The sequence below is a fragment of the Vibrio sp. YT-15 genome, assembly GCF_033337445.1.
GTDB classification, from domain to species: domain Bacteria; phylum Pseudomonadota; class Gammaproteobacteria; order Enterobacterales; family Vibrionaceae; genus Vibrio; species Vibrio alginolyticus.
The window spans coordinates 1-1471 of the sequence record NZ_JAWOQR010000067.1 but is presented as its reverse complement, the minus strand read 5'-3'; the positions used below and the strand labels follow the sequence as shown (position 1 = coordinate 1471).

The 1471-nt window shown below is 40.1% G+C and carries 1 pseudogene; it reads right to left on the bottom strand.

Going from position 1 to position 1471, the window contains the following annotated elements:
- A pseudogene (tssM, locus tag R7D93_RS25270) lies at positions 1-1471 on the bottom strand (type VI secretion system membrane subunit TssM); the annotation flags it as partial.

The window sequence follows — 1471 nt, the reverse complement described above, 5'->3', positions numbered from 1 at the left end:
TTTTTGATTGTTCCCAGAGCTAGACAAATCAGATAAATACGAACGGAAATTCACCATCGCTTGCTGAATATCATCAAAGTCTTGTTCACTTAGTTGTAAGATTTAGGTGAAATGGGATTCAACTTCTTTACCTGGAAGAGCAACATTAAATCCATTCTCTTCAGGCAAATACATATCGAGTTTGTCTGCCGTATTAGAAAACTTCACTTTTGCAACCTTTCCTGCGACTTCCGTTGCTGCCTTTTGATTTTCCGATAACGTTACTTTCGATAACCCCACTTCCTTTTGTATTGCACGCAGAAGTGATTCAATTGGTCTTTCTACACCGGATAGAACTCTTGATTGCTCTGTTGCTAAAGCCAAACTTGGAGCTTGTTTAAGCTGAATATCCTCTATCAGAGTTTTCCACTCATTGACATAATCTTGATAATAGCGGGCTTGAAGCCCCTGAATAGCACTATCATGATCAATTTCATGAGCTTTAAGATCATCCCCATACACCCAGTTTTCTTCCATCAATCCTTTGACGGTGCGATTAATCTGAATTTGGAAAATGCTGTGAAAACCGTTGTAGGTATAAAAACCGGAAATACCTTGCGATAGAGGTTTTCCACTTGCTCGCTCAAATTGTTCTAAACCTTTAGGTCCTAACACGTCTGTTAAACGGAAAGACGGAACGTGGCTTTTAGCAAACTGCATCTTCATACGCTGATATGCACGCTCTGGAAGTGACATTTGCGTTAGAACTTCTCGTGCTGCACTAATAGCAGTCGCATCCATTGAGAAGCCTTTCTCGTCGTTCTCTAGTAAGTTTTTAGTATGCACTAGCAAACGCTCACGTAGCTCTTTGTTTAACTCTCCTGGATACTGACGTTCAAAGTAGAAGTTGAACCAAGCAATTACCTCTTCTTGTTGATACTTTTCCGGATTAAACAACATTAAATACGTCTTTAACGTCTCATATAAGTATTCACGATGCTGCTTATTCGCTTCCATTTCCGAGACCAAACTCTCTGACAGCAGAGTAGCAAAGTGTTGAGAAAGAGCATCTGAATACGCGTTATTTGCTGCTTGAGAAACTTTGTCACCTTGATACAGACCAAACTTTTTCACTGCATCAGAATGACCATATTCACTATTTTTCCCTAGTGGCAACATCATGATCTTGTCTAACGTGTCTACAGCACTGATAACGTCCGATTCAAAATCAAGGCTCTCTGCACCTATCATCGCTTCAATATGATTTGCTTGGCTATTGGTATCGACAATTAACTTTGAATTCCATTGATAACTCAGGAACCAAAGGGCGGAAGCACCAACAAGAACACCAACACAACCCACGTATATGCCCGTACGCATCCATCCAGATTGCTTTTGATAGTGGCGGTTAACGCTACCTAGTAATTGCTCTTTAAAGATGATTCGCTCAAAAAGATTCTTAACAAAATAGCTATGCGAACTGTTAACGTTT